The following is a 26,924-nucleotide window of genomic DNA, read 5'->3' as shown; positions in this document are numbered from 1 at the left end:
ATCAGGGTCTGTGCGCGGCGGGAGTCGCGTGCGGGGTGCCGTCCGCCGCGTCGGCGTCCGCGCCCGGGGCCACGGCGTCCTCGCCGCTCTTCTCGTCGCTGTAGACCATCAGGGTCGAGCCGCCGAGGGCGAGCACTATGCCGATGCTGCCCCACACGTTGGGCAGCGTCCGGTAGACCGCCAGGGACAGCACGATGGTCAGCACCGGGGCCAGCGCGTTGGTGAGGGGGGCGACCACCGTGGCCTTGCCCCGGCTGAGCGCCATGACGAGGAACAGCGCGCCGACCGCGTTGAGCACCTGGGTCACGGCGGTGAGTGCCGGCGCCTGCCAGGGGGCGCTGGGCGGCAGGCCGCCCATCATCGCGAACGCCACCGGAACCAGCAGCAGCCCGCTGATGGTCATCCACCCGAAGGTCGTCGCCTCGTTGACCCCGATGAGTGCCGCCTTGCGCATGCAGTACGCCTGAGCGCCCCAGGCGACGCAGATCAGGACAGCCATCAGCAGCCATGGACCGTGCGAGTTCGCGCCGCCCCCGCCACCGGGGATGCTGAGCAGCACGATTGACACCAGCGCGGCGACCACTCCCACGGCGGCGAGCCGGGCGATCCGTTCACGCAGCAGTGCCATCGCCATGAGCACGGTGATCACCGGGGAGAGCGACACCACGGGGAAGATCAGGTACGCGGGGCCGTCGGCGAGCGCCTGGAACAGCAGCAGTTGTCCGCCCGCGCCGGTCAGTCCGGCGAGCAGTCCCCACACCGCGGCGGCCGGCCGGCGGTCGAACCGTTTGCCGCGCATCGCGAAGAACGCCGGTATGAGCATGGTGAAGGCCCAGATGATGTAGATCATCTCGTTGGGGTAGCCGTACCGGGTGTTCGGTTGGCTGGAGAAGGCGCCCCAGACGCCCCAGAACACGACCAGCAGGGTCGCATACAGCATCCAGCTTCTTCTGGCGTTGATCATTGGCTGTCCTCTCCTGAGTCAGGGGGGACCGGGACCGTGCGCAGCGCGTCGAGTGCGGTCCGGTCGAGCGGGGTTCCGGCGAGTTTCGCCGCGTAGAGAGCGGCACCGATGACCGGCTCGTACAGGGGTCGTCGCAGCTCGTAGTTGCTGTAACCATTCTTCAGCCCCGCTTTGAACGCCTCCAGGACCGCGTCGGCGCCGAAGGTGCCACCGGAGTAGGAGACGGGTACGGTCTCGTCCGGTCCGAACCCCAGCTGCACGCGGCTGACCTCGACGAGCAGCGCGAGTTCCCGGCCGGCCTCGGCCAGGATCGCCGCCGCGGACGCATCGCCCAGAGCGGCCGCCTCGGTCACCCGGCGGCTGAGCGTGGCGACCCGGCCGCGGTCGCCCCGCCACCTGTTGTGGACCACGTCGATCACGTCGAGGTCGGACGCGAGGTCCAGGTGGCGGCGGAGGAGCGCGGCCAGCGGACCCTCGGGCAGCCGGCCGTCGCTCATCCGCGCGAAGGCGCCCAGGCCGCGGATCGCGATCCAGTAGGCCGATCCCTCGTCGCCGAACAGCTCGCCCCAGCCGCCGACGCGCACCCCTCGGCCACGCCGCTCGCCGTACGTCATCGAGCCGGTACCGCTGATGACGTTGATGCCGTCGACCGCGCCCAGTGAACCGGCCCAACCGCAGACCATGTCGTTGTTGCAGGCATAGCGGTGGTGCCCCAGCACCGCTTCCGGTGTCGCGTCCAGAATGGGCAGGTCGCCCGGGGCCTCTCCGTAACCGGGCAGGCCGAAGAAGGCGTGATCGATGTCGGCCGGGGTCAGCCCGGCTGCCGCGCAGACCGCGTCCACGCCCTGCTTCAGGACGCGCCCGACGAGGTCGATGCCGTCGGAGAAGTAGTACGAGCTAGCCGCCTGTGCCCGTCCCACCACCCGACCGGACCGGTCGACCAGGCAGAACGCGGTCTTGGTACCCCCGCCATCGACACCCAGGAACATCGTGCAACCTCCGTCCGGCGCCATCGCCGCACATCGTCTGGCCTTCTGTCTCAGTTGTGCAGGGTGTGCAGGATCACGCCCTGCACGACTCGGTTGACCTCGCCCGAGGGGAACGGGGTGTCCGGCCGGATGCCCCGGGCCAGCGACGAGCGCAGGGCCACGACCTGGGCGTACACCACGGCCGGCAGGGCCAGGGCGACGTCCTCGACGTCATCCAGGCCAGGCAGCGGCCAAGCGTCGTCACGGCTGCCGCCGGTTCCCGGGCTGGAGCCCGCGCCGACCGTAACGACACCGCCTGCGGGAAGGTTCCCGCGCAGCTCCGCAACGATGTCCTGGTCGTACTGGCGGGTGTACGGATCGTTCGACACGTACACGATCACGACCGTACGTTCGTTGAGCACCGCCTTGGGCCCGTGCCGGAATCCCAGGGAGGAGTCGGCGCGGGCCACCAGCGTCCCGGCGGTCAGTTCGAGCACCTTCAACGCCGACTCCTCGGCGAGGCCCCTCAGCGCCCCGCTGCCCAGGAAGACGATGCGCTCAGGGGCGCGGTCCACGAGGGCTTCGACGCCTCGGGCGACGCCGGTGTCCTCGATGATCCACTCGGCCGCGCGTGCCAGGCGGCCGGCGAGCCCGTCGTAGGCGTCGCCACCCAGGGCGAGCAGCGCCGCGAGCGTCATGCAGGTGAAGCTCGACGTCATGGCGAAGCCCCGGTCGTTGGCCGCGGCCGGCATCAGCAGGACGTGGGACGCGGGCCGGTCGGCGTGCTCCAGCGCCAGCCTGCCCTGCGGATTGCAGGTGATCACGAGATGGTGCACCTCGGAGAGCACCTGATCGGCCAGGGCGGTGGCGGCCGCGCTCTCCGGGCTGTCACCCGACCTGGCGAAGGAGACCAGCAGCGTGGGCACGTCCTCGGCCAGGCAGCCGCGGGGGTCAGCGACGAGGTCCGTGGTGGCGACCGCGTCGACGCGCAGTCCCAGGCGCCGGGCCAGTGCCGCCTGGAGCACCTGGCCGGCGAACGCGGAGGTGCCGGCACCGGTGAGCACCACCCGCAGGTCACCGCGGGCCGTCAGCGGGCGCAGGAACGCGTCCAGCGACTCCCGGGAGGCCGCGACGAGCCCTTCGACCTCTCGCCACAGGCCGGGTTGCTGAGCGATCTCGCGAACGGTGTCGGCTGCCCCGGTGCCGACCGGCAGGGTGCCGGAGGGGGTGATCACACGTACTCCTTGAGGTTCGGGTTGCAGGCACGGCCGTAGTCGCGCAGCACGTCGCGGACACGGTCCACAGCCAGGTCGCGCGGCCGGGCCTGGAGTTCCCCTCGGCGGACGCGGGCGTACTGCATCGGAAGATGGGCACTGAGCAGCGGCAGCGGGATGTCCAGGGCCGTGAGGTTGTCCAGCAGCCTGGTCTGCGCCCGCTCGACCTCGGGGTCGGGCCAGTAGTAGCGCAGCCGGTCGCTGTAGCTGTAGCGGCGGGCGAGGCGCTGCTCGGCCGCACCGCCCGGGTAGTACCCCTCCCACATGGCCGGCTCGGCGATCATCCGCTGCTCGACGACCTCGGGCAACCGCGACCGGTCGGCGGCAGGCACCAGTTCGTACTCGATCGCGGCGAGGGCGAACAGCGCCTCCCGAAGGGCGAAGGTCAGCCCCGGACCGACCTTGAGGACCGCCCAGTGGTCCTCGACCAGCGCGGTGAGCGCCTCGGCCGTCTGGTAGTCGGTCGAGTGCGCCTCGAAGACCATGGCGGGCTCGTCGTCGAGTACCCCGCGCAGCTCCCCGGTCAGCTCCCGCCGGTAGTCGACGACCCGCAGGTGGTCGAACTCCACGGCCGGCTGGACGACCAATGCCATGACGCGCGGCCAGACACCGTCGAGGCCTTGCACGGCGAACGCCTTCCGGTGCTGCTCCAGGGTCGCGCGCGCCGCTTCTGCCCTGGTCGGGACGAGGGCACCGAGCGTCTCGTGTGCGCCACCGGGCGTGGGCACCTCGGTCCCGATCACATACCGGATCCGTTCGGCCCCCTCGGAACCCACCGTGTCCTCGGCCACCCGGATCAGCCGCGCGGCACGATCGGCGACCACCTCGTCGGTCAGCGGTACGGGGTCGCCGGCGCAGGGGAAGCTGCAGTCCAGGTGGATCTTGGTGAAACCGGCCGCCGCGTACGCGGCGACGAGGGCGCAGGCCCGCTCCATCGCCTCGTCGGGCGCCAGGGCCCGCCACCGGTTCGGGCCCAGGTGATCGCCGCCGAGGACCACGCGGTCCAGTGGCAGACCACGGTCCACCGCGATGCCGTACACGAGGTCACGGAAGCCGGCCGGCCGCATGCCGGTGTAACCGCCGTACTGGTCGACCTGGTTGGAGGTCGCCTCCACCAGTACGTGACCACCGGTCTCCCGTGCCTGCACGACGGCCGCCTCGATGACCAGCGGATGGGCCGAACACACGGAGGTGATGCCCTGCGGTCGTCGGGCCTTCTGGCGGCGGACCACCTCGTCCAACGGGCTCTGCATCATCCAACCCCTCAAGACTTCCACTCCGGCCCCATGTGCCGTAGTGGCAAGGAGCTGACGGGAACGGTACTGGTACTAAAGGTGGACGTCAACGGTCACAAATCTGGTATTACTCTGGTATCTCTCCTTCCCCGGAACACCCCTCCCCGTCCCTCAGTGCCTGCTCGCCGACGACGCGCTGGCGCTGTACGCCCCAGGTCGCAGCGCGCCTGTGGGCGGACGTCCCGGTCGGCGGCGCGAGGCCCGGAGACCGGCTGCCGTCGGAGAGGACCCTGGCCACGCGGTACGGTGTGTCGCGCGTCACCATGCGGGCGGCGCTCACGGATCTGGCGGCCCGGGGCTGGTCGGGGGCTGGTCGAGCCAGTCACGGCCCGCCGCCGGTCCGTCGCACAGCCGACCGCGTTCCCGGTGCAGGGCGACCCGGGCGCCCCGGACGTCGCCGGGGCGGGCGCACGCACGGTCGAGGGCTTCGCCGACTACGCGGCCCAGCACGGGCTGCCACCCACTGCCACGTGCTGCGGTCCGCGGTGCGGCCCGCGAGCGTCACGGAAGCCGGGACACCGCGCGTCGGACCCGGCGCCGCCCTGTTCGAGATGCGGCGCGCTGCGTTTCCTCGACGAACTGGTGCCGGTGCGACTTCCCCGGGTCGCGGACTACTCGGTGGAGGCCCGGCAGCCGCATCCTGATCGCGCGAGAGCCCCACCTCCGCCTCGTCGTCGGCGAGTACGCGGAGCACTGCAACAAGCACCGTCCGCACCGATCCCCCGGACAACGGGCGCCCGACCGACTCACCGACCTCGATCGGCCCGTCGCCAGGCGCCCGCATCACCCTGTGCCCGCCCCCTGAACGGCCGCTTGAACGTCCTTACCTGCCGGCGCGTGCCCGGTCGCTGCCGTTCTCGGGAACCCGGTCAGCCGATGGGCTCGGCCACGATGAGCTGGAACCGCTCGAAGCTCAGCTTCACGGTGTTGTGCTGGGCATCGGCGGTTCCGAGGGAGGTGCCGGTGAACGGGTCGGTCACGCGGTACCTGCCCCGGTCCAGGCCGCGCAGCTCGACCGTCCCGTCCCATCGGGGGGCGTAGAAGGCGTAGTGCAGGGTCGCTTCCTTGGCCACGACATGCGTCTCGGGCTTGTCGAAGCCGATGTCGTACAGCTCGCCCCGGTACTCACCGGTGGACAGCATGTTCTCCTCGTACAGGTTGACCCACTTGCGCCAGAGCACTTCCTTCTCCGGGGTGAGCACGATCGAGTCGTCCGGGCCGCCCGGGTTGGTGAACTTGGTCGACAGGACGGCTCCGACGCCGTAGCTGGAGGCGAAGTCGTCGCCGTTGTCGCTCAGTTCGACATGGTCGCCGGCGTAGCTGCTGCCCTGGCCCATCAGCGCCTTCATGGTCTTGCCCTTGCTGCGGACCTGGTAGGACGACTCCGGGTCGGAGCCCGGGTACTGGTCGACGTAGGGCAGGTTGTGGAAGGCGAAGGCGGTGCCGCACGGGCAGAGCTCGACGAGCGCGTTCGGCTTCGCCTCGTTCGCGGCCTCGTGGACCGCCTTCCAGAACCGTGCCAGGCCCTCGGTCGACTCCTCGGGGCGGGCGTGCCCGTGCGCCGGGTTGTAGCAGGGCGCGACGGCGTTGAGGTGCTGGCCGTCGGTCTTGAGCCCTTCATAGCCCCAGTCGCCGATGAACTTCTTCACCAGGGCGACGAAGTAGTCCACCGTCGGCTGGTAGGCCGGGCACAGGGTCCAGGCGTCCCACCAGGTCACCTTCTGCTTGTTGCCGTCCCGGTCCAGCAGGAGCATGTCGGGGTGGTCCCTGAACAGGTTGCTGTCGGGGTCCGCCGCCAGCGGGGCCCACCACAGACGCGGCAGCATGCCTGCGTCCCGGACCTGCTGGGTGAAGGCGCGCATGTCCGCGTCGCCGTGCGGGAACTTCTGCGGGTTGAGGTCCCAGTCGCCCTCGTTGGTCTGCCAGCCGTCGTCGAGCCCGGCCCATGTGAGGCCGACCGAACGTGCCTTGGGAAGCGTTGCGACGACCTGGTCGAGGGTGAAGTCGCGCTCGTAACCCCAGGCGCACCAGATGGGGTCGAGGGCCGTCTTCGGGGCCTTGGGGGCGCCAAGGCCGATGTCGCCCATGTAGTCGCGGTAGCGCTGGAGCGGCACGAAGTGGTCGCCTGGGAGGGCCGTCAGGAACGTGGTCTGCGTGGTCAGCTTCTGGCCCGGCTTGAGGGTGAGGGGCGTGTCGCCCTGGACGGCGAGGCTCGCCCCGCCGGCCGTCCTGCGCACCGGCAGGCTCAGTATCTTCGCCACGGGTTCGACGTGCCCGACGGAAAGGCCCGCGCCCGGACGCCACACGGACGCCATCGGGGTGCCACCGCCGTAGTCGGAGGAGTCCATCCCCAGCGAGTTCTCCTGGTGGAAGCCGTCCGTCATCGGCCGCACCCAGTCACGACGGTCCGTGTAGGTGGTACCCGAGAACGTGTAGAAGCCGCCCGGGGCCTCCAGGAGTTCATGGGCTCCGTTGCGCCACCCGGTGACCTCCAGCTCGCCACCGGAGACGTTGGTGTAGGTCACCTTCATCACGATCATCCCGCTCAGGCGCCGGAAGGAGGTGAGCTCCACCGTCTTGCGCACACCGGTCGCACAGTCGCCCCAGACGGTCACCTGGACACCCGCGCCGTGCCGGGAACCCGCGATGCCGCGGGTCTCGTGTCCGCGGTAGGTGAACTCGTCGATGGTCGTACCGTCCAGCAGCAGGACCTCGCTGGCGTCGAACCGCGTCACGTTGACGCCCTTCAAGGCCACCCGGCTCCGCAGTCCCTCGTCGAACTCCAAGGTTATGGAGGTGTCACCGACCCCGACGATGTCGGGACCACGGTTCGGTGCGGCGGCTACCGGCGTGGCGCCCATGACCACGGCAGGGAAGGAGGCCAGGCCGGCGCCCCCCAGCGCCACCTTCAGTACGGTCCGCCGGTTCATCTCGGTCATGCCAACTCCTTTTCGGTCACGTCACACTGTCTTCGGGTTCGCCGTGCGTGCCTGACGACGAGGTCTCGCCTTTCCGTCCGTCGCTGTAGATCACCGGAGCCGAGCCGCCGATTGCCGGAACGATGCCGATCACGGCGCACATGGACGAATGACGCCTTGCGTAACTGCGATCGGCGTCCTGCGTGGGACGGGTTGTCAGGCAGGTGTGCTGGATGGCAGGAGGCGTGCACCGGGCTCGTCCGCTCGACGAGGTCGCAAGAGACCGCCATCTGCGCGTCACGAATCCGTCGAGCCTCGGAAGACCCCCACGTTCCGCCGCCGGCCCGCCGCCGTGGGCAGACACCCTGACGACGCTCATCGACGTGACCGACCGGCGCAGTTCCTTCACCGGATCGAGGTCATAGCGCCGGGTGTACGCGTCGTCGGAGAGGTGGACGGCCCCATGGATCGCTCCTTAAGCACCCGCGCGAAGCACCCGCGCGGTCTGCGTCGAGAACGTAAGTGGTATGTGAGTGGCATGTCAACGGCCCTCACACGGCATCATTGATCTTCAATTCCTGATGCGAGTTCCCGCCGTGACGGCCAGGCCGGGCTCGGGGCCGCAATCCGGTTGGGGGAGCTGGTGGAGGCCGGCCCGGCCAGGTCGCCGGGACTCCACGTTCGAGCGTCGGCCCCTCCTCCGGGGGACTCACTCGGCACTCGGCAGAACCGGTATGCTTCTGGTATGACCGATGCGAGGACGCCGATGCCCAGAGGCCTGTTCGCCGAGGACACCCTCCCGCTCTACGAGCGCACCGCCGCCCAACTGCTCAACGACCTGCGCGCCGCCGCTGCCCGCGCCGGCGACCGGCTGCCCTCCGAGCGGGCTCTGGTCACGCGGTACGGTGTTTCACGCGTGACACTGCGAGCCGCCCTCACTCAACTGGAGTCGCGTGGCATCGTGCGGCCGTCGTCGTCGCGCGGCTGGTTTGTCGCCGACCTGGGCGAGCTCCCGGATCCGGCGATGGCGTCCACGACGGCGGGCCCCCAGGTGCAGGGGTTCGCCGACTACGCCCACGCCAACGGCTTGACGGCGACCAGCAAGGTTCTCTCCGCCAGCGTTCGCCCGTCCACGGTGTCCGAGGCCGAACAGCTCCGTATCGCCCCGGGCGCTGACCTGTTCGACCTCCACCGACTGCGCTTCCTAGACGACCTGCTGGTCGTGCTCGAACACAACCGGCTCCCGTTGGCGGCCTGCCCGGCCCTGGCCGAGACCGACTTCAACACCGCCTCGCTGTACGCCACCCTGCGCGCGGCCGACCCGCCGCAACTACCCCGCGTTGCCGATTACTCGGTCGAAGCCCGCCACCCCACACGACGGGAGATCGAGCTGTTCGACATCGGCGGCACCATGCCGATGCTCGTCGCGACCCAGCTGACCTCCAACCAGACAGACCGCCCCATCGAACTGACCGTCCAGGTCTACCGAGGAGACCGCTACCGCTTCCGAGCCTCCATCACCAATCAGGCCTGAATGAGGGCCTTTCACGCGGCAGCAGGGAAGCGCAATGGCCGGGTCTCCTCGTCATGCCCGCCCCGGGTTCGCAGAGATCTCAGATTATGGTGCTGACCTGCGGTTCCGTGACTTCCAGGTAGCGGTTGGCCTCGTACTCGACGGGCTGGAGATGGCCTGTCCCACCGTGCAGCCGTCGGTGGTTGTACGAGTCGATGAGGACGCTCGTGGCCTCGTGCCAGCGGACCGGGCGCGCGACCGAGCGGATGAGGTCCTGCCGCACGGCGTCGGCGGTGCGCAGGGTGCGGCCCGTGCAGTTCCCGGCGAAGGGGATCCCTGGGCGGGCCATCGTCACGCCTGACAGGACGGCGGTCAGCTCGCGTTCGGGTCCCGCCATCAAAACGCAGTGCGCGGGAACGTCGACCGCGAGGTGCCGGGCCCTGGTGGCACCGTGGGCGCGGGCCAGGGCCAGGACGCGGTCGACGGCCGCGGCGAACGCGCCGATGGAGTGCCCGGCGAGATAGTCGGCGTGCGCGCGCAGGGCGTCGAGTGCGCGCCAGGAGGCGACGGCGGCGGCGAACAGGGCGAGTCGCACGGACGCGTTGGAGCGCGACCAGGTCCTGGCCACCGTGCTCCACCTGCGCGTCAACCCGGCCGCAGAACCTCTTGCCGTGCTGTTCAACAGCAGCCGCACCGCAATGCACCGCACTGCACCGCACTGCACCGCACCCTGCAGAAGATCAGGCACCTCCTCGAAGTACAAGGCATCACCATCACGCCGGCCACCCCCACCGGGCCGCCCTGGCAGCCCTTCGAGCCGGAGCGGCCGCCCAGAGCAGCAGTCCCAAAAGCAAGACCAAGACAACAGGTCAATGATCGGCAGACCCTAAGGCGCGTCTAGGACCTGTCCGACAGCAGGTCGTGCTCCTGTGCCGTCTGCGCCAGTGCCGCGCACCCCGCCACGTCGTGGACGTCGTCGGCGATCAGGACGTCGTAGCGGAGTTCGAGGGTCTCCCCCGCGGCGACCGGGTGCTCCTCGTCGTAGAACGGTGCGGGGCAGACCACCGCGTACATGCCGGAGCGCACGAACCACTTGGTGGGGAAGTTGAAGTTCGACTCGTGGTCCCGGAAGACCAGCGTCGAGCCGACCCCGGCGCCGTCGTGCCGGCCGACGAAGCCCAGCCAGGGGCCGGTGCGGCCCATCTGCTCGTCGCCGCCGAGGCCCTCCGGGGTCACCACCACGCCGGAAGAGAACGAGCGCGGGCCGCGCCAGAACAGGCCGCTGTACCCGGCGGCCTCCCGGCCCTTGGTGGTCGGGCTGCCGAAGTCCACCGTCCCGCCGCTGGTGTTGAGCATCCGTGAGGAGTACGCCAGCTGCCAGGCGCCCTGCTCGGGGTGCGGCCGGACCGCGAAGCTGCGGTGCTCGGTGAACATGGTCCGCCCGGACTGGGTGATCCAGTCCAGCGTCTCGTCCACCCGCACGCCCAGGCCGTCGTCGGCCACCTCCAGGCGCTCGAAGCCGGTGTGCCGCTGCTCGCCGTCGTTGTCGAGCTGTCGGTACGCCTGGGCCTCACGGGTGTAGGTCGGGCCGCCCCAGAAGTTCTCCGTGCCGACGTTGCACAGCGACCACGAGATGCCCTTGTGCCAGACGTGGTCGTGCGGGCGGTAGAGGCTGACGAGGTCGCCGCCGAGGGTGCGCAGCGGGTGGAAGTACGGCTTGGGGGCCTCCAGCTGCGGTTCCCAGGGCCGGTAGACGTAACGGAAGAGGTCGCTGCCGCGCCAGCGGACGATGAGCGACCTGCCCTGCTCGTGCACCAGGCCGAGACCGGTCTCGGCGGGCTCCTGACCGCCGGGCCCCGCCACCCGGCCCAGCTCCATCGATGCTGACATGGTGATGTCTTTCCTTACTGCGAAGGCCGCAAATCGCGGGCGTGCCGCGCGAGAAGCGGGTATGTGGGAGAGGGAGGGGATAGAAAGCGCTTGCTCACTGCTTGCTCAACTGCCAGGTGGAGATCGGGTGTCTCCCGGATGGGCACCCGGGATGACCCCGGGATGGCCCGGGATGACGCCCCCGGCTGGTCCCGGACGGACCTCCGGCGGTGTCGCCGCGACGGCGGGCGGCGGATCCGGTGCCCGGCGGGCCCGGTGCCCGGATCCGCCGGCCGGCCCGTCACCAGACGGGCCCGTCCCCCTGCATCAGCGCGTAGTGCGGCGACTTGGGGCCGAGGTCGCCGGCCGCCACCCGGGTGCCGCCGAACGCGGACGCGTAGATGCCGGCGACGAGGTGGAGGGTGCGGCGGGCGTCGGCCGTGGTCACCGGCGGGGCCACGCCCTCGCGCAGGGCCGCCACGATGGCCCGGAACTGCGCCAGGTGCTCGCTGCGTATGTCCGTGGGGCCGGCCGCCCAGGCCGCCTTGACCTGCTCCTCGTAGCCGGGCGCCGCGGTGACGGTCCAGTCGGTGTCGGTGTAGCCGTACAGGTGGCGCACCTCGACCGTGGCGAACTCGAAGTCGAAGCGGAGGTAGCTCTCCTCGCGGGGCGAGACGACGCTGTTGACGACGGAGGCGACCGCGCCGTTCTCGAAGGTGACGTGGGCGAGCGAGACGTCCTCGGTGTCCACCGTGCGGGCCTGCCGGCGCGCCACCGCGCTGACGGAGGTCCAGGGGCCGAGCACGGAGAGCATGGTGTCGATCTGGTGGATGCCGTGGCCCATCGTGGGACCGCCGCCCTCGGTGTCCCAGCGGCCCCGCCACTCGACGTCGAAGTAGGCCTGGTCGCGGTACCAGGTGGTGTCGCACAGGGCGAGCAGCGGGCGCCCCGCGGCGCCCGACTCCAGCAGGCCGCGCAACCGCTGCACGCCGGAGCCGAACCGGTGCTGGGAGACGGTGGCCACATACCGTCCCGTGGCGCGTTCGGCCTCGACGAGTCTGTCGAACTCGGCCAGGGTCAGCGTCGCGGGCTTCTCCAGGACCACGTGCCCGCCGGCCTCCAGCACGGCGAGCGCCACGGGCGTGTGGGCGCCGGGCGGGGTGCAGATGTGCACCAGGTCGACCTGCTCGGCGGCGAGCAGGTCCGGTGTGGCGGAGTAGCCGGCGATGGAGAACTCGGAGGCGAAGGCGGAGAGCCGGCCCGGGTCGGTGTCGGCCGCCGCGACCAACTCCACCTCGCCCGTCTCCTCGGCGATCTGCTGCAGCGATTGGGCGTGGCGGCGCGCGATGTTCCCGGTGCCGACGATGGCGGTGCGCAACGGCTTGGCGGACGTGACGGACAACGAGCACTCCCGGTCGAAAGGGGGCCGGTGCGGGTGGCGACCCGCACCGGATGGAAAACGCTTTCCACGGCAGCCTAGGGTGGTGGATTCGGGTGGGCAATACCCACGAAGTCTGGGTTGCGCCAGCGAAGGGTCCCCGGCAGGGGCGCGGGGCACTGGGCGCTCGGGCTCCACCGGCCGGTGGCCCGGCACGACAACCCCACGGGGCTCGCCGCCAACCGAATGGGGGGCGGGGAACCGCGCGACCACCCCCCACCGACCGGAGGCCCGGCAGGAGACCGCAGGGGGCTGGGCCCGGTGGCCCGCCGCAGGCGCGTCGGGGCCGGTCGCACCCACGCGGCGGAGCCGCACGATGTCACAGCCCCGCGCCCCTACCGGGGCGCACCCCACAGGGGGACCCGCCGCCCGGCGCTCAGCCGGCCCCCGGGCCACCGGGCGTGCCCCCACCCCTGGGCACCTCCGCCCCGTCGCGCGGATAGACCGCGAGGAACCCGCACATGCCGAGCGTGTCCTGCTCGGGCGCCGCGATCCGGGCCACCCGGGCCTGCCCGAGGTGGCCGACATCGCCGCGGCGCAGCGCGGCGATCTGCTCGCCGGTCGCCTCCGCCGCCGCCAGCGCCTTGGCGCGCCACGAGGCCTCCCAGGCGTCCAGACGGTCGGCGACCAGGCCCGCGGCGGCCCGGTAGAACTCCCGCAGCGCCTCGCCCGAGCCGTGCTCCACGTCCGCCACGAGCCGTTCGAAGCCGCTGACGGCGAGGTCCCGGCGGGCCCGTGCGCGGTCCTGCCGTTCGGCGGGCAGGCCGTCGCCGAGCGACGCGGCCGCGGCGTACGCGGCCGGGTCGGTGAGGTGCTCGGGCGGGAAGGTCAGCACGGCGTCCCCGGCCTCGGGCAGGCCGTCGTTCTGCATGATGACCTGGACGTCGAGCTGGTCGATGTTGACGGCGCGGTGGATGGTGCCGGGGGTGAACCAGACGGCGTCGCCGGCGGTCAGCGGCACCCGGCGCAGGCCGTCGGCGGTGAGGGTGTGCAGCTCGCCCCGGCCGCTGAGCACCGTGTAGCACTCGGTGCAGGTCAGGTGCATATGGGGGGAGCCGCCGTGCAGCTGGTCCTGGGTCTCCCAGGGGTACACGCGCAGCCGGGAGATGCCCACACCCGCGGGCAGAAGTGGTGTTTCCGACATGGACTCTGCTCTGCCTCCTCGGGCCGGCGGCGCCGGCCTGGACTCTGTGCGAGGACGGCCGCCCGGTGCCGGCCCTGCCGGCACCGGGGCCCGCCCGGTTTCCGCCCCCCGTCCCCCCGTCCCGCCGTCCCCCCGTCACCCGGCCCCGGGTGCCTGTGCGCCCGTACGCACCCGCGGCCGTGCGGTCGTCGTGGTCCCGCTCACCGCCGGGACACGATCTGCGTCGGGTTGACGAAGGCCAGTGCGAGGGCGAACACCACAAGGGACGTGCCCATGTAGCAGACCGCCATCGCGGCGACCAGCGGCGGCGCGGAGCCCGCCGGGTTGGACGCGGCGCCGAACAGCGCCACGATCAGGGACTCGCTGCCTGGCCCGGAGACGAAGAACGTCAGCTCGAAGGCGCCGAAGACCCGCACCAGCGTCAGGATGGACGCGGCGAGCACGCCCGGCAGCAGCAGCGGGCCGACGACCCGCAGGAAGATCTGGAGGGTGCCGGCGCCGAGCACCCGCGCGGCCTGCTCGACGTCCGGCCGCACCTGCTCCACGAACGGCATCATCACCAGGATGACGAACGGCAGCGCGGGTACCAGGTTGGACAGGATCACACCGGTGAGCGTGCCGCCGAGGCCGATGGTGTAGATGAGCGAGGACAGCTGCGTGGCGTAGGTCAGCGGCGGCAGCATGATCGGCAGCAGCAGGAGGAGCAGGATCAGCGACTTGCCGGGGAAGCTCCGCCGGGTCAGCGCGTAGGCCGCGGGGACGCCCGCGACCAGCGAGATGGCGACGACGGCGAGGCCGATCTCGAAGGTGGTCGCCAGGTGGCTGCGCACGCCGTAGGCCGGGTCGGCCCAGGCCTGCGAGAACCACGAGCCGGTGAGGCCGTCGGGCCACCAGCCGCCGTGCCAGGAGGTGGCGAAGGACTGCACCACCACGGAGACGAGCAGGCCGAGCAGGATCAGCACGAAGCAGAGCGCGGCGGCGTAGGTGATGACGCCGGTGGCGGTGGTGCGGCCGCGGAAGCGGGTGCGGCGGCCGGTGCCGCCGCCCTGTCCGGCGGCGTCCCGGCGGGTGGGGACGGTGGTCGTTGCCATGGCCGATCAGCCCTTTCCGCCGGCCGCCGCACCGCGGTAGAGCCGCGAGCGGACGAGGGTGAGCACGCCCAGGACGACGATCTCGACCAGCACCATGACGGTGGCGTCCGCCGAGGCCGCCGAGTAGTCGAAGCGCTGCTGGGCCGCCTGGTAGATGGGGATGGAGAGCACATGGGTGGCGCCGTTGGGCTCGCCCACCAGCACCGCCGAGGGGAAGATGGCGAACGCCTCGACGAGGCCGAGGCTGAGCGCCGTGATCAGGCCGGGCAGCACCAGCGGGAAGAGCACCCGCCAGAACCGCACCGCCCGCCCCGCGCCCAGCGTGGCGGCGGCGTCCTCCAGCACCGGGTCGATGCCGCCGAAGAACCCGATGAGCAGCAGGAGCATCAGCGGGACGACGCCGAGCACCGCGGCGACGAACGTGCCCCAGTAGCCGTACAGCACGCTCGCCGGGCCGAGCCCGACCGAGCCGAGCACCAGGTTGAACCAGCCGCCCGGCGCGAAGATCGTCGTCATGCCCTCGGAGAGCACCACGCTGCCGAGGGTGACCGGCAGCAGGAAGATCAGGGTGATGGCGCGCTTGCCGCGGAAGTCGCGCCGCAGCCGGTAGGCGAGCGGCACCGCGAGCAGCAGGCTCACCACGGCCACCGGGATGGCGAGGCGGACCGTGTACCAGATGGTCTGACGCAGGAACGGGTCGGCGAAGAAGTCGTGGTAGTTGGCGAACGCGCCGCCCTTGAGCGGGCTGAACGAGATCAGCAGCCCGTACACGAACGGGTAGACGAAGAGCAGCGCGATGATCGCGACGGCCGGCACGAGGAGCAGCAGCATCCGGTCGACACCGTGCTCGGCGAGCCGGGCCCGCCGGGTGGCGGCGCGCCCGGGTGCCCCGCCGGGCGCCGCGGCGGGGCGGGGCGCGGTGGGTGCGGCGGCGCTCATGCGACCTGCTCCGCGAGCACGTCGAGCTCGTCCGCGGTGCCGTCGTCGGTGTAGACGAGCGCGCGGTCGGCCCGGATGCGCAGGTGGACCGGTTCGCCGCGGTGCAGGGGCCGGTCGGTCTGGACGCGGAGCGCGGTGCCGTCGGCGGTGCGGGCGACGGCCTCCACGGTGCGGCCGTGGTACTCGATGACCTCCACCGACGCGGCGACGCTGCTCGCCGGGGCGCCGTCGGCCGTCTCCCCGTCCGCCTGGGGGCCGGGCACCAGGTCGTCCGGGTGGAGCGCGACGAGCACCTGCTGTCCGGGGGCCGGGGCCCCCTCGGACATGAACGTGCCGAGCACCGACTGGCCCCCGAAGTCCACCAGCACGCCGTCCGCGGCCACGCTCCGTACGGTGCCGGGGAACGTGTTGCGGTAGCCCATGAAGCGGGCCACGTACGCGGAGGCCGGTGCCCGGTACAACTCCTCGGGCGGGCCGACCTGTTCGGCGCAGCCGTCCTTCATCACGACGATCTTCGTGGCGAGCGACAGGGCCTCGCTCTGGTCGTGGGTGACGTAGACGGTGGTGAGCCCGAGTGACTCGTGCAACCGCTTGATCTCGGCGCGCAGGTCGACCCGCAGTCCCGCGTCCAGGTTGGACAGCGGCTCGTCCATCAGCACGATCTCCGGCTCGAAGGCCAGCGCGCGGGCGATGGCGACGCGCTGCTGCTGGCCGCCGGAGAGCTGTCCGGGCCGCTTGCCGCTGTGGTCCTCCAGGCGGACGGTGCGCAGCGCCTCGCGCGCCTTGGCCTGCCGCTCGGCGCGCCCCGCCTTGCGCATGGCGAGCCCGAACTCGACGTTGCGCTGCACGGTCAGGTGCGGGAAGAGCGCGTAGTTCTGGAACACCATGCCGAAGCCGCGGCGCTCCGCGGGCAGGGTGTCGATCCGCCGCTCGTCGCGCCAGATGGCCCCGGAGGTAAGCGGCTGGAGGCCGGCCAGGCAGGCCAGCGTGGTGGACTTGCCGCAGCCCGAGGGGCCGAGCAGTGCGACGAACTCGCCCCGTGCCACCTCGATGGTCAGCTCGCGCAGTGCGGGCACCCTGCCGAACCAGCGCGAGATGCCGTCCAGGCGCAGGGTGGCGAAGGACGGCGGCGCATGGGGGTCTTCGCGGAGATTCACGTGACTGCCTTTCTCTGGCGTCCTTGGCATCGGTGGGCGGTCAGTGCCCCTGGCTGCCGATCTTGCGCTGCCAGAGGTCGAAGGCCTGGGTGAGGACGAGGGGTTCCAGCGGGGTGTTGAGGCTGCCCACCGTGAACGCGTGGTCGAGATAGTCGACGCGGCCGTACTTGCGGACGGTGGCCTGCGCGGCCGGGGTCGCCTGGGAGAGCTTGACCGTGGCGTTGGCCGGGGTGACGGTGCCGGAGGCGAAGGTGCGCACCTGCTGGGCGGGCCGGAGCACCCAGCTGATGAAGGCCAGGTCCACGTACAGGGTCTCGGGGCTCACGCCGCGCGGCACGATGTGGAAGTGGCCGTCCATGATCCAGGCCTGGTCGTCGAAGATGGCGAAGCCCTGGTCCGGGCCCCAGACGTTGGTCCGGTGGTTGTTGAAGTCGGAGGCCGTGGAGGTGGGCACGAGCCAGACGCTGCCGTCGGCGAGCTGCTTGTTCATCAGGGTGGAGCTGGCCGGGTACGAGGCGGTGTACCTGCCCAGCTCCGCGAGGTAGGCCCAGGTCCTGTCCCAGCCCTTGGCCGGGTCGGAGGGGTCCTTGTCGCCCAGCTCACGACTGAGGGACATCATGAACTGCCTGCCGGGGCCGGAGTTGGGCGGCTGGGCGTAGGTCATCCTGCCCGGGTGCGCCTTGGCCCAGGCCAGCAGTTGCTGCGGATTACGGGGCAGCTCGCCGGGAGCGATGCGGTTCTTGTCGTAGGCCCAGGCCGGGCCGCTGGGGCCCCACAGGTTCATGATCCCGTAGCCGTGCGCGATGGCCTGGAGTGCGCGGCGGGGCTTGTCCTGGATGGTGGTCAGGTCGGGCAGCCAGCGCTGGTAGCGGGGCAGCAGCCGGGTCAGCAGGCGCTGTTGCTGGAGCGCGCCGACGATGTCGCTGCCGCCGAGGATGAGCGAGATGCCGACGTGGTCGCTGAGCGCCTGGGCGCGGAGCTTGCCCAGCACGTCCGGCGAGGCCGCCGTCTGGAAGTGGATGGTGCGCACCAGGTGGGGGTACGTCTTGGCGAAGTCCGAGTAGACGGCCTGGTAGACGGCGAGGTCGCCGGAGCCGTCCAGGATCGTCATGTCGATCGGCCGCTTGGGGGCGCGCGGGGTGATGTTCTCCGGGGCGGAGCTGAGCGTGGGCGGCGCGCAGGCCGCGGCGCCCGCCGCTGCCAGGGCGTACGCGCCGAGCGAGGCGAAGCGCCGCCGCGGGAGCCTGCCGCGCCCGGGGCCTCTGGTGGCACCGGCTCCGCCCCCGGCGCCGCCCCCTTCCGGGGGACCGCTGAGTCGCTGCATGCGTGACCTTCCTGCCGCGTCCTCACCGCACGAAGCGGCCGAAAACAAAGGGTGGGTAACCGCTTTCGGTGGAGGTTACGACAGGGTTTCGCAGGGTGCAATGAGTCACATTCAACTGGTTGAACTCTGCGAGGACATAGGGAACATACGACACCGAAGAAAGGGATGTAACGCACAGAAGGGACGGAAGACCGGGGAGACGGTGGGCGATTGACAGCGCGGAGAGTCGCACCCGGGCCGCCGATGCGCGCCCATCCGGTTGCTCCCTGTGTGAGCAAGCGCTTTCTAGTGGCGATCGTGGAGTTTGGAATTCCGGCTCTCGGTGGCGCGTTCACGCCGTCGCTGGCGGCGGTACGCCCCGGTGTCGGCGAGTCCGATGAGGAGCGCGGCGACGACGAAGACCACGGCCATGAGGAGACCCCGGTCGTAGGCGGCGGCCCAGCCCGCCCTGCGCAGCTCGGCGAAGAAGGCGGCGCCCACGGCGGCGATGCCGATGGCGGAGCCGACCCGCTGGCCGGTCTGGAGGGTGCCGCCCGCGCTGCCCGCGGCGGACACCGGGACCTGGGAGAGCGTCAGGGTCTGGTTGGGCGCGATGACCAGGCCGCTGCCGAGCCCCGCGACCAGCAGCGGGGGCGCCATCGCCAGGCCCGTTCCGCCGTCCGGCACCAGGTGGACGGCGAGCGCGGTGCCGCCGAGGCCCACCGCGACCACCGTCAGGCCCACCGCCACCAGGGCCCGCCCGAACCGCGCCACCAGCCGCCCCCCGACCACCGCCGTGGCCCCGGAGCCCAGCGCGAAGGGGGTGATGGAGAGCCCGGCCGCGAGCGCCGAGTAGTGCAGGCCGCTCTGCAGGAAGAGCGTGGTGATGAAGAAGATCGAGGTGAAGCCCGCGAAGTAGAGCAGGATCAGCACCGATCCGGCCGAGTAGCTGCGGATCCGGAACAGCGACAGGTACAGCACCGGGTCCCCGCCCCGGGCGCTCCAGCGGTGCTCCCAGCCGGCGAACGCCGCGATCAGCACCGCGGCGCCCACCACCAGCAGCCATTTTCCGTCGCCGGGCCACTGCTGGGACTGCACGAAGGGCAGCAGCAGGAGGAGCACGGCGAGGCCGAGCAGCAGGACGCCCACCGGGTCGAGTCGCCGCACCGTCAGCCGCCCGGCCGTGGGGGTGTCCGGGATGAGCCGGCGGGCGAGCAGCAGGCAGACGGCGCCCAGCGGCAGGTTGACGTAGAAGACCCACCGCCAGCCCTCGTCGGGGCCCGCGGCGTGGATGATCAGGCCGCCCAGGACCGGGCCCACGGCGGTGGAGATGCCGACCACCGTGCCGAACATCCCGAACGCGCGCCCTCGTTCCGCCCCCGAGAACATCTGCTGGATCAGCGCGGAGATCTGCGGCGAGATCAGCCCGCCCGCGAGTCCCTGCGCCACCCGGGCCACCACCAGCCACATGCTGGACTGGGCCGCTCCGCAGGCCGCGGAGGCGAGCGTGAAGAGCACGAGGCCGGTCATGAGGACCGCCCGCCGGCCGCGCGCGTCCCCCATCCGGCCCGCCGGGATCAGCAGGAGACCGAAGGAGAGGGCGTAGCCCGACACCACCCACTGAAGCTCGGCGACGCCGGCGTGCAGCCCCTCGCGGATGGACGGCAGCGCGACGTTGACGATGGAGATGTCGAGCAGCGTCATGAAGCCGGCCACAAGGCAGACGGTGAGCGCCTTCCAGCGGCGCGGATCCGGCGCGGCGCCGGATCCGCCGCCGTCCGGCGGGGGCGCCCCGGGCCCGGGGCGTCCGGGGTTCTCGGACGACGGTGCCACCCTGCCTCCTCGTTCGCTGCCTACGTCTGCGCACGGTGCCGCGTGCGGGTACCCGTCGGCCACGGGCGCATACGTCAAGGTCATGCTGGCCCAATCCCGCGGGGGCCACGCGCAACGGCACACCATTGCCGCCCCGCGCCTTGGCGCTCACCCGACCGGCCTCTGCGCCGTCGCCGCGGGCCGGCCCGCAACTCCCGTGCGGGCACGCCGGCTTGCGGGGCGCCGCCCGGCTCGGCGCCCCGCGGCCGTCGCCGCCGGACTCCACCCCGCGCTGCCCTACGCCTTTCAGGCGTACGACGCCGGCGACCCGTCCGGCGTCCAGACGGTCGCCGTCAGGCCGGAGGTCCGTGCAAGGTGGCGGTCTCGTTCGATGAGGATGTTCAGGTCGCCGCATCCGAGGCGGTTGCAGGCATGTTCCACGAGAGTGCTGCCCGTGCTCCCGCCTTCGATCAGAGCGCCGAGGTGGGTGGCGTCCCATTCCACCTCGTTCAGCACCCACGCGGCTTTGCCCTCCACCACCGTGCGCAGCACCGGCGCGAACTTCTCCGCGCAGGTGCGCCCGCTGCGGCCATCCGCCAGCTGAGCAATGTGATTGCCCGTCTCGATGACCGCCGTCACGGGGAGGACCAAGTCGCGGTCCCGCTCCTCACGTTCACGCCGCAGGTCATCGATCACCATTGCGGGCGACGTCCGGTGCCTGACGCCGCTGGTGCTCGCCGGTGCCCCGCGGCGGGCCGGGACACGGGCGCACGCGCCCGTCCACCGCTTCCGGCTCGGCATCCCCGCGGACGTGCTGGACGCGCTGCTGCCGGTGCTCGCACGGATGCGGGCGCTGCCCGACGAGTCCGTGCGCGACGGGTCCGGGTACCTGCTCCGGGGCCATGTGCCGGCGGCCCGCGTGCACGGCCTCCAGCAACCGCTGCCGGCCCTGACCCGGGGCGAGGGCGTCCTGGAGTACGAGTTCGCCCCTTACCGCCCGGTCCGCGACGGGACCCCGGCCCGGCCGCGCACGGACCACCATCCGCTCAACCGGAAGGAGTACCTGCTGCACGTGGTGCGGCGGGTCTGAGGGGGCCGGCGGGACGGTGCGCGGGGCGCGGGTCCGGGCGCGGTGTGGGCCCGGACGCCGTGTGGCCGGACGCCGCGTGGCCCGCGCCCGGTACCGGTGAGGGTTCCGTGAGGCGGCGCACCGGATGTGGACCGGCGCCCCTCGGATCGCGCGAATGTGTGCGCGATCCGTTGACGGGCATGCCGTTCGACCCTACGTTCCCGTTCGCAGTTACGAGCGTCATTCGGTATGTCGAACGGCATCTCTCACGGTCGGGGTGGATGTATGGGACCGCCAGCTGCGCACCGCCAGGAACCGCACCGCCGGGAACCGCACCGCCCAGGCGGTGGCGCCGAACCGCACCGCCGGCATCCGGTCCCGCGCGGCCCCAGCCGCCGGCGCGCGCTCGGCGGCCTGGGTGGGGTGGCCGTGGCCGGGCTCACGTCCCTGGCCGCGGGCGGCTGTGCCGCGCCCTCGTCCGTCGCGGCCGGCAAGGTACGGCTGCGGTACTGGCACCTCTTCGGTGGCGGCGACGGCGTCAACATGACGGAGATGACGCGGGCGTTCGCCCGGCGGCACCCGGACATCGCCCTCCAGGCGACGCAGTTGCAGTGGGGCACCCCGTACTACACCAAGCTCGCGATGGCCGGGGCGGGCGGCCGGGCGCCGGAGGTCGCCGTGCTGCACCTGGCGCGGCTGGCGGGGTTCGCGCCGGGGCGGCTCCTCGACGCGTTCGACATGGACCTGCTGGCGGCCGGCGGCATCACCCCCGGCCAGTTCCCGCACGACATCTGGCGCCGCGGGCGGATGAAGGGCAGGCAGTACGCGATCCCGCTCGACACCCACCCCATGGTGCTCTACTACCACACCGGCATCTGCCGGAAGGCCGGGCTGCTGGACGCCGCGGGAAAGCTCCGCCCCATCCACGGCGCCGACGACTTCGTGTCCGTGCTGCGCCGCATCAGGCGCACCACCGGCGCCCCGGCGGTGACCGCGGAGACGCTGGGCCCCAATGCCGTCACGCCCTGGCGGCTGTTCGCCACCTTCTACTCGCAGACGGGCGGCGCCGTCCTGACACCCGACGGCAGGCGGCTCGCGCTCGACGGCGCCAAGGCGCTGCGGGTCCTGGAGTTCATGGCCATGCTGACCCGGGAGGGGCTGATGGTGCGGCGCGCGGACTACCCGGGGGCCGTGGGCATCTTCAACGGCGGCAGGACGGGGTTCTTCCTCAACGGCGAGTGGGAGGTGACCACGTTCGAGAACAGCGGGCTGCCGTTCTCCATGACCCGGATCCCCGCGCTCTTCGGCCGCCCCACCGCCCAGGCCGACTGCCACGCGTTCGTGCTGCCGCACCAGGCGGGCCGCTCGGGACCCGGCCGCGCCGGCAACGAGGCCGCCCACACCTTCGTCGCCTGGATGCTGCGGCACTCCGTGGACTGGGCCAGGGGCGGCCACATCCCCGCGTACGGGCCGGCCCGCAGGGACCCCGCCTACCTCCGTCTGGAGCCGCAGTCGGAGTACCGCTCGGTGATAGACGACGTGGCGCTGGACGACCCCGCGTGGTTCGCCGGGTCCGCCTCCGAGGGGCAGATCGCGCTGGCGAACGTGCTCTCCGGTGTGCTCACCGGCTCCCGCACCCCCAGGGATGCCCTCACCGAGATGACGGCCCGGCTGCGGAAGCTGCTGGCGACGCCCGATCCGCTCGGCGAGGCGGGTGGTGCGGCATGACACGGCCGCTGCCGGGTGCCCTTCCCGCCGCCACGGCGACCGCCGCCGGGGCCGCCGGGGCCGGGGCCGACGGGGAGACCGGTGCCGCCGGTGCCGCCGGAGCCGCCGGTGCCGCCGGCGGCGTCCGGGCCGCAGGCCGGCCGCGCTCCGTGCACCGCGGGTGGACCGAGCACGGGCTGATGTTCGTCGGCCCCTTCCTGCTCGTCTACGCGCTCTTCCTGCTCTGGCCGCTGGTCTCCGGGGTCGTGCTCAGCCTGCGCAGCGACAACATCACCGGCTCCGGCGGCCGTTTCGTGGGCTTCGCGAACTACGCCGAGGCGCTGCGGGACCCGGCGGTCTGGTCGTCGATGTGGCACACGGTGTGGTTCACCGTGCTCTCCACCGTGCCGCTGGTGGTGCTCGGCCTGGTCCTCGCGCTGCTCGCACACCACCTGCGGGTGGTGCAGTGGCTGTGGCGGCTCTCCTGGTTCGCGCCGTTCCTGCTGCCGTCCGGGGTGGTGGGGCTGCTCTTCCTGTGGGTGATCTACCCGTCGGGCTTCGGGTTCGCGGACCAGTTGCTGGCGGAGCTCGGCCTGCACCCCGGCATCGGGTGGCTGACCGACGAGCGGTACGCGATGCTCTCCATCGTGGCGGCCACCGTCTGGTGGACGGTCGGCTTCAACTTCCTGCTGTACCTGGCCGCACTCCAGGCCATCCCGCCGCACCTGTACGAGGCGGCCGAGCTGGACGGCGCGGGGGCCCGGCACCGGCTGTGGCACGTCACGCTGCCGATGCTGCGGCGCACCACCGGCGTGGTGCTGGTGCTCCAGGTGCTGGCCTCGCTGAAGATCTTCGACCAGGTGTACATCATGACCAGCGGCGGACCCGACGGCTCGACGCGCCCGATCCTCCAGTACGTCTACGAGACCGGCTTCACCGGCTACCGGCTCGGCTACGCCTCGGCCGTCTCGTATCTCTTCTTCGCACTGATCGTGATCGTCTCCCTGGTGCAGCTGCGGCTGTCCCGGCGGAGCGGTGAGGAGGCCGGGTGAGTGCCGCCACCCCGACGGGCGCCACACCGACCGGTGCCGTCGTCCCGCCGGACGCCGCTCCGCCGTCCAGCGGGGCCGCGCCCCGCCGGGGGCCCGCGGCCGTTCGCCGCCCGCGGTCGGGCGCGCCCGGCGCCGACGGCGGACGGCGGCCCCGCTGGACGCCGGGCCGGATCGCGCTGTTGCTGCCGGCCCTGCTGCTCGCCGTCGTGTGGGTGCTGCCGCTGGCCTGGGCCGTCGCCACCTCCCTCAAGCCGGAGGGCGAGACGACGAGGACCCCGCTCGAGTGGATCGGCTCCCGGATCACCTTCCACGCGTACGCGCAGGTGTGGGAGTCGGGCGACCTGGTGCGGTGGATGCTCAACACGGCGTACGTCTCTGTGCTGACGACCCTGCTGACCGTGCTGCTCTGCGCCCTGGCCGCGTACGGCTTCGCGCGCACCGAGTTCCGCGGCCGCAGGGCGCTGTACGGGATCGTGCTGGCGGGGATCATGGTGCCGCCGCAGGTGCTGATGGCACCGCTGTTCGCGGAGATGGTGCGGTTGCGTCTGGTCGACACCTACTGGGGCGTGATCCTGCCGCAGGTCGCGGTGCCCGCGATGGTGTTCATCCTGGTGAAGTTCTTCGAGGGGGTGCCGCGGGAGCTGGAGGAGGCCGCCTTCGTCGACGGCGCGGGGCGGTGGCGGGTCTTCTTCACGGTCGTGGTGCCGCTGTCCCGGCCGGTGCTAGCCGCGGTGGCGATCTTCACGTTCATCTCGACGTGGAACAACTTCCTCTGGCCGTTCCTGGTCACCACCGACCCGGCCGGCATGACGCTGCCGGTCGGCCTGGTGAACGTCCAGTCCTCCTACGGGCTGCGCTATGCGCAGATGATGGCCTCCGTGGTGATCGCGGGGCTCCCGCTGCTGGTGGTCTTCGTGCTCTTCCAGCGGCAGATCGTGCGGGGGGTCGCCCACACGGGGCTGGCCGGCCAGTGAGGACCCGGCGCCCGGGGGCGCTCTCCCGGAGCTGACGGTGCGCCCTTCGCCACGTCCGTCCCTTCACGGGTCGCACCCTTCGCTACGCGCGTCAATTCATGGGCCGCGGCGCGAGTCACGCACGTCGCAGCGGGGTAAATCCCTTCCGCCCCACCGGATTTGGCCATGCGGACGGTCGTCATCTCTGCGCCGGTGACACGTCGCCGGGCGTCCACACGCCGTACCGACCTGCGACAGCGCGGCGCCGAACGCTGTGACCGCCCGTGCGGCCACCGCCGGGCAACGAGCCTCCCTCACAAAGGAGTCAGCCTCATATGCGTCGCAGATTCGCGGGTTCGCTGGCCACCGCCGGCGTCGCCCTGACCGCCGTCCTGCTGCCCGCCTCCACCGCCTCCGCCGCGGTCCCCGCCGACAAGCTCCAGGTCCTCAGCAGCTGGACCCAGACGAGCGTCACCAGCTACAACGCCTTCATCGCCGCCCGCAACAACCAGGCCGCCTGGGCCGCCTACGAGTTCGACTGGTCCACCGACTACTGCAGCAGCTCCCCCGACAACCCCTTCGGCTTCCCCTTCAAGGACGCCTGTTCCCGCCACGACTTCGGGTACCGCAACTACAAGGCGGTCGGGCAGTTCCCCGCCAACAAGGACCGGATCGACAGCGCCTTCTACGAGGATCTCAAGCGGGTGTGCGCCAGGTACAGCGGAGCCACCAAGTCGTCGTGTGACGGCACGGCCTGGGTCTACTACCAGGCGGCGCACAACCTCGGCTCCGTGGCGCCCACCGAGGACGCCGCCTGACCTGCCGGTTCCAGGGCCGGGTCCCGGCCACCCGGGGAGCGCGGCGGCGCTCCCCGGACGGTCCGGGCCCGGCGCGGAGTTGTCCAATACGGCGACACGGCCCCCGGGTTCATGTGATATTTGGCACCTCACACGCTGAGCGGTGTGCGGCCCCCGCACGGTGAACTGTGCCGTACTCCGTGAGAAAAGGGGCCTTGTGAACCAGCCTGGCCGCGTCCGGCGCGAACGACCACACGACCGGGCGCTGGAGGACGCCGTCGCCCGCGCTCAGGAAGGGGACGAAGCGGCGTTCGCCACCGTCTACCGCATGGTGCACCCGGGCGTGCTCGGCTATGTGCGCGGCCTCGTCGGCGACGACGCCGAGGACGTCGCCGCGGAGGCCTGGCTGGAGATCACCCGTGACCTGTGGCGGTTCCGCGGCGACGCGGGCGGCTTCCGGGGCTGGACGGCCACCATCGCCCGGCACCGCGCGCTGGACCATCTGCGCCGTCAGAGGGTCCGCCCGCGCTCGGCGTTCCTCGATCCCGCGCTGCTGGAGCTGCCCGGCCGGCAGAACACCCACGAGCAGGCCATCGAGTCCATCACCACCCGCGAGGCGCTGGACCTGATCGCGGGCCTGCCGCAGGACCAGGCCGAGGCGGTGCTGCTGCGCGTGGTGGTCGGGCTGACCGGGCCCGCCGCGGCGCGGGTGCTGGGCAAACGGCCCGGCGCGGTGCGCTCGGCGGCGCACCGCGGTCTGCGGCGCCTGGCCCGGCAACTGGCCGAGCACGGCGTGCCGGACAGCGGACCCCATACGCTGGGGAAGTCGATATGAACACCTTCAGACCACCCTCCGACGACCCCCGGGAGCAGCGGATCATCGAGTCGCTGCTCGATGCGGTGCGGCGCCCCGAGGCGATCGACCCGGAGGCCGAGGGGCGGGCGCTCGCCGCTTTCCGGCTGGCCAGGCTCGACGCCGACCGCCCGACCCGCACCCGGCGCCGGGACGACTGGCGCCCCACCCGCCTGCCGCGGCTCCGGGGCGCCTGGCGCGCGCTGCTGGCGGCGGTGGTGGCGAGCTGTGCGCTGGGGGGTGCGGCCTACGCCACGTTCGTCACCCTGCCCACGCACGGCGGCGACGGCGGCCCCGGCCCCGCGCCGCACCCCGCGCCCTCCGCGTCGGCCGGCCTGAACCACCCGTCGCCCGACCCCGCCGGGCACACCCCGCAGTCGTCGCACGGTGCCGCACCCGGGCGTCCCCCGTCCGACCCCGGCCCCGCACAGGACCGCGCCCGCTGCCGCACCCACCCGGTGCACGGCGCCGCGCACTGCGCGGGGACGGTGGACGGGGGTGGGCCGGGTAGGGCCGGGAAGATCAAGCCGGGGAAACAGAAGGAAAAGGGGAAGGCGAAGAACGCGCTCCCCCCGCCCCCCGCCGGGACCGCTCCCCGCCACGACACGTCCCCACCCCCTGGCAAACCCAAGAAGCCCCACAAGCCGAAGCCCCGGAAGCCGACGGCCCACGGAGCCCCGTAGGGGCGCGGGGAACCGCGCGCTCAGGTACCACCGACCGGTGGCCGGACACGAGACCACAAGGCGCAGCCCCACCAGGGGCGCGAGGAACTGCGCGACCAACCCCCACCGACCGGTGGCCGGACACG

The 26,924-nt window shown here is 72.1% G+C and carries 24 protein-coding genes and 1 pseudogene; 10 read left to right on the top strand and 15 right to left on the bottom strand.

Annotation, left to right across the window (positions count from 1 at the left end):
• Position 1 precedes the first annotated feature (1 nt).
• Genes ACSMXW_RS25810 through ACSMXW_RS25795 form a run of 4 tightly spaced genes read right to left on the bottom strand, consistent with a single transcriptional unit; the run spans position 2 to position 4,462 of the window.
• Positions 2–964, bottom strand: coding sequence for a DMT family transporter (locus tag ACSMXW_RS25810; RefSeq protein WP_485799772.1), 963 nt, complete (start codon positions 962–964; stop codon positions 2–4).
• Positions 961–1,953, bottom strand: coding sequence for an N-acetylglucosamine kinase (locus ACSMXW_RS25805; protein ID WP_485799770.1), 993 nt, complete (start codon positions 1,951–1,953; stop codon positions 961–963). The genes ACSMXW_RS25810 and ACSMXW_RS25805 overlap by 4 nt, the downstream gene beginning before the upstream one ends.
• 50 nt (positions 1,954–2,003) lie before the next feature.
• A complete protein-coding gene (locus ACSMXW_RS25800) occupies positions 2,004–3,167 on the bottom strand; it encodes an SIS domain-containing protein (RefSeq protein WP_485799768.1) in 1,164 nt (387 codons plus the stop codon).
• Entirely contained in the window at positions 3,164–4,462 is a 1,299-nt protein-coding gene (locus ACSMXW_RS25795; RefSeq protein WP_485799767.1) for a D-tagatose-bisphosphate aldolase, class II, non-catalytic subunit, read from the bottom strand. Before ACSMXW_RS25795 ends, ACSMXW_RS25800 begins: the two co-directional genes overlap by 4 nt.
• A gap of 98 nt (positions 4,463–4,560) precedes the next feature.
• Here ACSMXW_RS25795 and ACSMXW_RS25790 point away from each other — a divergent pair, with 98 nt between their 5' ends.
• Positions 4,561–5,145 (top strand): winged helix-turn-helix domain-containing protein, encoded by a 585-nt coding sequence (locus tag ACSMXW_RS25790; RefSeq protein WP_485808317.1) that lies wholly within the window; start codon positions 4,561–4,563, stop codon positions 5,143–5,145.
• 225 nt (positions 5,146–5,370) lie between these two features.
• Here the strand turns inward: ACSMXW_RS25790 and ACSMXW_RS25785 are convergent, their stop codons facing one another.
• Complete coding sequence (locus ACSMXW_RS25785; RefSeq protein WP_485799765.1) at positions 5,371–7,440, bottom strand: glycoside hydrolase family 36 protein; 2,070 nt, start codon at positions 7,438–7,440, stop codon at positions 5,371–5,373.
• Positions 7,441–8,164: 724 nt separating this feature from the next.
• Here ACSMXW_RS25785 and ACSMXW_RS25780 point away from each other — a divergent pair.
• The gene (locus tag ACSMXW_RS25780) at positions 8,165–8,953 is read left to right on the top strand and encodes a GntR family transcriptional regulator (protein ID WP_485799763.1); all 789 of its coding nucleotides are present in this window, start codon (positions 8,165–8,167) and stop codon (positions 8,951–8,953) included.
• Between the two features lie 79 nt (positions 8,954–9,032).
• Here the strand turns inward: ACSMXW_RS25780 and ACSMXW_RS25775 are convergent, their stop codons facing one another.
• A complete protein-coding gene (locus tag ACSMXW_RS25775; protein ID WP_485808582.1) occupies positions 9,033–9,560 on the bottom strand; it encodes a hypothetical protein in 528 nt (175 codons plus the stop codon).
• On the opposite strand from ACSMXW_RS25775, the pseudogene ACSMXW_RS25770 reads away from it, so the two are divergent.
• Positions 9,544–9,808: pseudogene (locus tag ACSMXW_RS25770) on the top strand (helix-turn-helix domain-containing protein); the annotation flags it as partial. The gene ACSMXW_RS25775 and the pseudogene ACSMXW_RS25770 overlap by 17 nt on opposite strands.
• A gap of 21 nt (positions 9,809–9,829) precedes the next feature.
• Here the strand turns inward: ACSMXW_RS25770 and ACSMXW_RS25765 are convergent.
• The 9 genes from ACSMXW_RS25765 to ACSMXW_RS25725 all read right to left on the bottom strand — a co-directional run bounded on the left by ACSMXW_RS25765 (position 9,830) and on the right by ACSMXW_RS25725 (position 20,384).
• A complete protein-coding gene (locus ACSMXW_RS25765; protein ID WP_485799761.1) occupies positions 9,830–10,822 on the bottom strand; it encodes a DUF6807 domain-containing protein in 993 nt (330 codons plus the stop codon).
• Positions 10,823–11,102: 280 nt separating this feature from the next.
• Positions 11,103–12,203 carry a Gfo/Idh/MocA family protein gene (locus ACSMXW_RS25760; protein WP_485799759.1) on the bottom strand — a complete coding sequence of 367 codons (1,101 nt, stop codon included), beginning with the start codon at positions 12,201–12,203 and terminating at the stop codon, positions 11,103–11,105.
• Positions 12,204–12,615: 412 nt separating this feature from the next.
• Entirely contained in the window at positions 12,616–13,383 is a 768-nt protein-coding gene (locus tag ACSMXW_RS25755; RefSeq protein WP_485799757.1) for a cupin domain-containing protein, read from the bottom strand.
• 200 nt (positions 13,384–13,583) lie between these two features.
• On the bottom strand, positions 13,584–14,474 hold the full coding sequence (locus tag ACSMXW_RS25750) for an ABC transporter permease (RefSeq protein WP_485799755.1): 891 nt from the start codon (positions 14,472–14,474) through the stop codon (positions 13,584–13,586).
• 6 nt (positions 14,475–14,480) lie between these two features.
• Entirely contained in the window at positions 14,481–15,413 is a 933-nt protein-coding gene (locus ACSMXW_RS25745; RefSeq protein ID WP_485799753.1) for an ABC transporter permease, read from the bottom strand.
• Positions 15,410–16,570, bottom strand: a complete 1,161-nt coding sequence (locus ACSMXW_RS25740) for an ABC transporter ATP-binding protein (protein ID WP_485799751.1) — start codon at positions 16,568–16,570, stop codon at positions 15,410–15,412. The genes ACSMXW_RS25745 and ACSMXW_RS25740 overlap by 4 nt, the downstream gene beginning before the upstream one ends.
• A 40-nt stretch (positions 16,571–16,610) precedes the next feature.
• A complete protein-coding gene (locus tag ACSMXW_RS25735; protein ID WP_485799749.1) occupies positions 16,611–17,894 on the bottom strand; it encodes an extracellular solute-binding protein in 1,284 nt (427 codons plus the stop codon).
• A gap of 285 nt (positions 17,895–18,179) precedes the next feature.
• Positions 18,180–19,706 carry an MFS transporter gene (locus ACSMXW_RS25730; RefSeq protein WP_485799748.1) on the bottom strand — a complete coding sequence of 509 codons (1,527 nt, stop codon included), beginning with the start codon at positions 19,704–19,706 and terminating at the stop codon, positions 18,180–18,182.
• A gap of 285 nt (positions 19,707–19,991) precedes the next feature.
• Positions 19,992–20,384 (bottom strand): hypothetical protein, encoded by a 393-nt coding sequence (locus ACSMXW_RS25725; protein WP_485799746.1) that lies wholly within the window; start codon positions 20,382–20,384, stop codon positions 19,992–19,994.
• A 31-nt stretch (positions 20,385–20,415) separates the two neighbouring features.
• Here ACSMXW_RS25725 and ACSMXW_RS25720 point away from each other — a divergent pair, with 31 nt between their 5' ends.
• From ACSMXW_RS25720 to ACSMXW_RS25690, 7 genes are all read left to right on the top strand, one after another.
• Complete coding sequence (locus ACSMXW_RS25720; RefSeq protein WP_485799744.1) at positions 20,416–20,775, top strand: hypothetical protein; 360 nt, start codon at positions 20,416–20,418, stop codon at positions 20,773–20,775.
• A gap of 408 nt (positions 20,776–21,183) precedes the next feature.
• Positions 21,184–22,482, top strand: a complete 1,299-nt coding sequence (locus tag ACSMXW_RS25715) for an extracellular solute-binding protein (protein WP_485799742.1) — start codon at positions 21,184–21,186, stop codon at positions 22,480–22,482.
• Positions 22,479–23,513: a carbohydrate ABC transporter permease gene (locus ACSMXW_RS25710; protein WP_485799740.1), complete on the top strand. Its 1,035-nt coding sequence runs from the start codon at positions 22,479–22,481 to the stop codon at positions 23,511–23,513. Before ACSMXW_RS25715 ends, ACSMXW_RS25710 begins: the two co-directional genes overlap by 4 nt.
• A gap of 170 nt (positions 23,514–23,683) precedes the next feature.
• Positions 23,684–24,487, top strand: coding sequence for a carbohydrate ABC transporter permease (locus tag ACSMXW_RS25705; protein WP_485808316.1), 804 nt, complete (start codon positions 23,684–23,686; stop codon positions 24,485–24,487).
• Between the two features lie 314 nt (positions 24,488–24,801).
• A complete protein-coding gene (locus tag ACSMXW_RS25700; RefSeq protein WP_485799738.1) occupies positions 24,802–25,284 on the top strand; it encodes a phospholipase in 483 nt (160 codons plus the stop codon).
• Positions 25,285–25,480: 196 nt separating this feature from the next.
• The gene (locus ACSMXW_RS25695) at positions 25,481–26,098 is read left to right on the top strand and encodes an RNA polymerase sigma factor (RefSeq protein ID WP_485799737.1); all 618 of its coding nucleotides are present in this window, start codon (positions 25,481–25,483) and stop codon (positions 26,096–26,098) included.
• Complete coding sequence (locus ACSMXW_RS25690; RefSeq protein WP_485799735.1) at positions 26,095–26,799, top strand: hypothetical protein; 705 nt, start codon at positions 26,095–26,097, stop codon at positions 26,797–26,799. The genes ACSMXW_RS25695 and ACSMXW_RS25690 overlap by 4 nt, the downstream gene beginning before the upstream one ends.
• Positions 26,800–26,924: the final 125 nt, after the last annotated feature.

This window comes from Streptomyces sp. DSM 116793 (assembly GCF_057320905.1).
This window is presented reverse-complemented; position numbering and strand designations above follow the sequence as displayed.

Bases quoted from the DNA above. Each gene is read 5' to 3' on its own strand.
- ACSMXW_RS25810 (WP_485799772.1), bottom strand. From the start codon at position 964: ATGATCAACGCCAGAAGAAGCTGGATGCTGTATGCGACCCTGCTGGTC.
- ACSMXW_RS25805 (WP_485799770.1), bottom strand. From the start codon at position 1,953: ATGTTCCTGGGTGTCGATGGCGGGGGTACCAAGACCGCGTTCTGCCTG.
- ACSMXW_RS25795 (WP_485799767.1), bottom strand. From the start codon at position 4,462: ATGATGCAGAGCCCGTTGGACGAGGTGGTCCGCCGCCAGAAGGCCCGA.
- ACSMXW_RS25785 (WP_485799765.1), bottom strand. From the start codon at position 7,440: ATGACCGAGATGAACCGGCGGACCGTACTGAAGGTGGCGCTGGGGGGC.
- ACSMXW_RS25780 (WP_485799763.1), top strand. From the start codon at position 8,165: ATGACCGATGCGAGGACGCCGATGCCCAGAGGCCTGTTCGCCGAGGAC.
- ACSMXW_RS25765 (WP_485799761.1), bottom strand. From the start codon at position 10,822: ATGTCAGCATCGATGGAGCTGGGCCGGGTGGCGGGGCCCGGCGGTCAG.
- ACSMXW_RS25755 (WP_485799757.1), bottom strand. From the start codon at position 13,383: ATGTCGGAAACACCACTTCTGCCCGCGGGTGTGGGCATCTCCCGGCTG.
- ACSMXW_RS25750 (WP_485799755.1), bottom strand. From the start codon at position 14,474: ATGGCAACGACCACCGTCCCCACCCGCCGGGACGCCGCCGGACAGGGC.
- ACSMXW_RS25745 (WP_485799753.1), bottom strand. From the start codon at position 15,413: ATGAGCGCCGCCGCACCCACCGCGCCCCGCCCCGCCGCGGCGCCCGGC.
- ACSMXW_RS25735 (WP_485799749.1), bottom strand. From the start codon at position 17,894: ATGCAGCGACTCAGCGGTCCCCCGGAAGGGGGCGGCGCCGGGGGCGGA.
- ACSMXW_RS25725 (WP_485799746.1), bottom strand. From the start codon at position 20,384: ATGGTGATCGATGACCTGCGGCGTGAACGTGAGGAGCGGGACCGCGAC.
- ACSMXW_RS25710 (WP_485799740.1), top strand. From the start codon at position 22,479: ATGACACGGCCGCTGCCGGGTGCCCTTCCCGCCGCCACGGCGACCGCC.
- ACSMXW_RS25700 (WP_485799738.1), top strand. From the start codon at position 24,802: ATGCGTCGCAGATTCGCGGGTTCGCTGGCCACCGCCGGCGTCGCCCTG.
- ACSMXW_RS25690 (WP_485799735.1), top strand. From the start codon at position 26,095: ATGAACACCTTCAGACCACCCTCCGACGACCCCCGGGAGCAGCGGATC.